This is a genomic window from Nonomuraea sp. NPDC049400, from assembly GCF_044466425.1.
Taxonomy (GTDB): domain Bacteria; phylum Actinomycetota; class Actinomycetes; order Streptosporangiales; family Streptosporangiaceae; genus Nonomuraea.
This window is the reverse complement of the sequence record NZ_JBITMP010000130.1, coordinates 1-4,349: the sequence shown is the minus strand read 5'-3', so window position 1 is coordinate 4,349 and position 4,349 is coordinate 1. Positions and strand designations below refer to the sequence as shown.

Annotated in this window: 2 protein-coding genes; both read left to right on the top strand. The window is 71.2% G+C overall.

Annotated elements, in window-relative coordinates; all coding sequences use genetic code 11:
- Positions 1-317: 317 nt before the first annotated feature.
- The gene (locus ACIBVN_RS60585; protein ID WP_397151951.1) at positions 318-2,006 is read left to right on the top strand and encodes an ABC transporter ATP-binding protein; all 1,689 of its coding nucleotides are present in this window, start codon (positions 318-320) and stop codon (positions 2,004-2,006) included.
- Positions 2,007-2,413: 407 nt separating this feature from the next.
- The gene (locus ACIBVN_RS60580) at positions 2,414-4,171 is read left to right on the top strand and encodes an ABC transporter ATP-binding protein (protein WP_397151949.1); all 1,758 of its coding nucleotides are present in this window, start codon (positions 2,414-2,416) and stop codon (positions 4,169-4,171) included.
- The last annotated feature ends 178 nt before the right edge of the window (positions 4,172-4,349 follow it).

The following is a 4,349-nucleotide window of genomic DNA, read 5'->3' as shown; positions in this document are numbered from 1 at the left end:
CAAAACCGGCACGCTCTACGACGAAGCGACCGCTTGGTCGCATCACGTCCAGAGTGCCACGGCTTGACATTAAAACTCCTGGGATGTCTTTCAGGTAGAGAGTGCGCAGGTCGGAGCTGGTGACCGACCTGCGCAGGAATCGGCCGGTCTTCAGCAGGAGGTCCTCCGCGCTCATACCCCCACTCCATCACAGAAGGTGACCGTCTGTTACACAGAGTGTATGTCTGAGCTTCGTAAAGGTCACGTGCCTGTAGGGGTGCCGACGCGGGGAAAATGGTTTGCCGGGCCGTGCGGTGCCTTGTCAACCTTGTCAGGCCATGCGCTCCCTTCCTGAAGCCGATCCCGGCGTGCCCGACATACGCAGCCCGCTCCGCTACCTGTGGTGGACCGCGCGGCGGCAGGGCGCGCCCCTTCTCGCGGGCATCGGCTTCGCGACGTTGTGGTGGCTGGTGCAGGCACTGATGCCGGCCGTGCTCGGGAAGGGGATCGAGGCGGTCACCGCCAAGGACACCGGGGCGCTGCTGCGCTGGGCGTCGATCCTGTTCGCGCTGGGGCTGGTGCAGGCGTTCACGGGGATCATGCGGCACCGGATGGCGGTCTACAACTGGCTGGCCGCCGCGTACCGCACCGTGCAGTTGACCGCCCGGCAGGCCGCCAGGCTGGGCGCCACGTTGCCGAAGCGGCTCTCGACCGGCGAGGTCGTCAGCGTCGGCAACTCCGACATCGCCCACATCGGCGGCTCCATGGACATCCTGCTGCGCGGCATCGGCTCCGTCGTGGCGATCGTCACCGTCACCGTGATCCTCATCTCGACCTCGCTGCCGCTGGGGCTGCTTGTCCTGTTCGGCGTGCCGCTGATGGCCGTCGCCGTCGGACCGGTGCTCCGGCCCCTGCACAGGCGGCAGGCCAGGCAGCGCGAGCTGACCGGCGACCTGTCCACCAGGGCCGCCGACATCGTGGCCGGGCTCCGCGTGCTGCGCGGCATCGGCGGGGAGCAGGTCTTCGCCGAGCGCTACCGCGCCGAGTCCCAGCGGGTCCGGCAGGCCGGGGTACGCGTGGCCGGGGTCGAGTCGGTGCTCGAAGGCGCCCAGATCGTGCTGCCCGGCCTGCTCATCGCGCTCGTCACCGGCATCGGCGCCTCGTTCGCCGTCGCCGGGGAGATCCCCACGGGGCAGCTCGTCGCCTTCTACCTCTACGCCGTCTTCCTGATCGGGCCCATGCGCACGCTCACCGAGATGGCAGACAGGCTCACCAAGGGCCACGTGGCGGCCGGGCGCGTGATCCGGATCCTGTCCATCCAGCCCGAGATCACCGGCGGCGCCGGGAGCAGCGCGGGCGGCGTGCTGCGCGACTCCTACAGCGGCGTCACCCTCCAGCCCGGCTGCCTCACGGCGATCGCCGCGAACGCGCCCGAGGACGCCATCGCCATCGCCGACCGGCTCGGCCGTTACGCCGACGGCGACGTCATGTTCGGGGCGGCCGAGCTCTCCAGGCTGCCCATCGAGGAGGTCCGCTCCCGGATCCTGGTCGCCGACAACAGCGCCCGGCTCTTCTCCGGCCGCCTGCGCGACGAGCTGGACGTGCGCGGCGAGGCCTCCGACGAGGAGCTGCGCCAGGCCCTGCACGCGGCCTGCGCCGAGGACATCGTCGAGGCGCTGCCCGACGGCCTCTCCTCCGTGGTGGCCGAGGGCGGGCGGGAGTTCTCAGGCGGGCAGCAGCAGCGGCTGCGCCTGGTCAGGGCGCTGCTGGCCGACCCGGAGGTGCTCATCCTGGTCGAGCCCACCAGCGCCGTCGACGCCCACAGCGAGGCCCGCATCGCCGAACGCCTCGCCAAGGCCAGGGCCGGCAAGACCACCCTGGTCTGCACGACCAGCCCGCTGGTGCTCGACCGTACCGACCACGTCGTTTACGTGGAGGACGGACGGGTGCTCGCGGAGGGCACGCACCGGCAGCTGCTGGACGACTCGCTGGAGTACGCCGCGACCGTGACCCGTGAAGAGGGCTGAGCCCATGCTGCGGACGTGTGGGCGGGGCCTGCTCGTGCCCCGGAGGTGTGGGCGGGGTCCGCTCGTGTCCCGGACGTGTGGGCACGGCCTGCTCGGGTTCCGGGCGTGTGGGCATGGCGCGCTCGGTTCCGTGCGGTGCATGGGCCGGTCTCTGGTGTGTAGGCGCGACGCGCTCGGTTCCGTGCGCTGGATGGGCGTGTCTCTGGCGTCTGGGCGTGGCGCGCTTGGTTCCGTGCGCTGCGTGGGTGTGTTTCTCCGGTGTGGGTGTGACTGGGGCGGATCCCGGGCCGGCGGAGAGCAGGCGGCCAGCGGAGAGCAGGCGACCGGCGTGGAGCGGGCGGCCGGCGTGGAGCGGGCGGCCGGCGGGGGGCCGGCTCTTCTGACATGCGGGGGAGAGGCGAGACCAGATGGCTCGTGAGATCTTGCCGGTCGCCGACCGGAAACAGGTGCGTGCCTACGCCAGGCGGCTGACGCTCCGCTACCCACGCCAGCTCGCGATCGCGCTCGCCCTGCACGGGCTGGCGGCCGTCGCGGGGCTGGTCGTGCCGTGGCAGCTCGGCGGGCTGGTGGAGGACGTCCAGTACGGCGCCAAGGTCAACGTCGCCGTCGTGGCCGCCGCCATCGGTGGCTTCCTGCTGCTGCAGGGCGCGCTCGTGCGGTACGCGGTGCAGGCCTCGTCCAGGCTCGGGGAGAAGGTGCTGGCCGAGCTCCGGGAGGAGTTCGTGAACCGGGTGCTCGGGCTGCCGTTGTCCACGGTTGAGCGGGCCGGGTCCGGCGACCTGATCACGCGTACCTCCCGTGACGTGGACTCACTGTCCCGGACCGTACGGCACGCCGTGCCGGAGACGCTGATCGCCCTGGTCACCTTCCTGATCACGATCGGCGCGCTGCTGCTGGTCAGCCCCCTGCTCATGCTGCCGATGCTGATCGCCGGGCCGGTGATCTGGATCTCGACCCGGTGGTACCTGAAACGGGCACGGGACGGCTATCTCCGCGAGAACGCCGCCTATGCCGACATGACCGAAGGATTGGCCGAAACCGTCGAGGGCGCCCGGGCCGTGGAGGCGCTCGGGCTCCAGGCCCGCCGCCGATCGCGTACCGACACCGACATCAGCCGCTCCTTCGCGGCCGAGCGGTACACGCTCGGGCTCCGCACCGTGTGGTATCCCACCGTCGAGCTGGGCTACGTGATCCCGGTGGTGGCCACGTTGCTGGTCGGCGGCCTGTTCTACACCAATGGGTGGGTCTCGCTCTCCCAGGTGGCCACCGCCACGCTCTACGCGCAGCAGTTGATCGACCCGCTGGACAGGTTCCTGAGCTGGATCGACGAGCTGCAGGTGGGCGGCGCTTCCATGGCCCGGCTGCTGGGCGTGTCCAACGTGCCTGACGACCGGGTGGCCGGTTCCTCGCGCCCTTCCGGGGAGTCGCTGGAGGCGGCCGATGTCCGTTACGCGTACCGCGAGGGCCGCGACGTGCTGCACGGCGTCTCCCTGACCGTTCAGCCAGGGGAACGGCTGGCCATGGTGGGGCCTTCCGGGGCAGGCAAGTCCACGTTGGGGCGGCTGCTTGCGGGCATCCACGGTCCGCGTACCGGATGGGTGACCGTGGGCGGGGTGCCACTCGTGGACCTGCCGCTGGACGAGCTCCGGGGCCACGTGGCGCTGGTCACGCAGGAGCATCACGTGTTCAAGGGCTCGTTGCGCGACAACCTGCTGATCGCCCGCCCGGACGCCGACGACGCGGCCGTGCGCAAGGCACTCGAGGCGGTGGACGCGCTGGACTGGGTGCTCGCCCTGCCGTCGGGCCTGGAGACGGAAGTGGGCTCCGGCGGCCTGGCGGTGTCGCCCGCCCAGGCGCAGCAGCTCGCCCTCGCCCGCCTGGTGCTCGCCGACCCGCACACCCTGGTGCTGGACGAGGCCACCTCGCTCATCGACCCCCGCGCGGCCCGGCACCTGGAGCGGTCGCTGGCCGCCGTACTGGATGGGCGCACGGTGATCGCGATCGCCCACCGGCTCTACACGGCGCACGATGCCGATCGGGTGGCTGTTGTGGAGGATGGGCGGATCAGCGAGCTGGGGTCGCACGAGGAACTGGTGGCGAAGGGCGGCTCGTACGCGGCCCTGTGGACCAGCTGGCACGGCACCCCGACAACCACCCCATCCTGAGGACGTCCACCCGTCCAGGGACGGCGGCCACCATGTCGAGATGCAGATGGTGGACTGCTCCCCTGCCTGAAGTGGCGGGTTTCCTGGCTCACGCTGCCTGGCTGTCCGGCGGACAGTCGGGTCTTACGCGATCGGCGCCAGCCGGGGTCAGACCTGCCCGGATGAGCATCACGCGGGC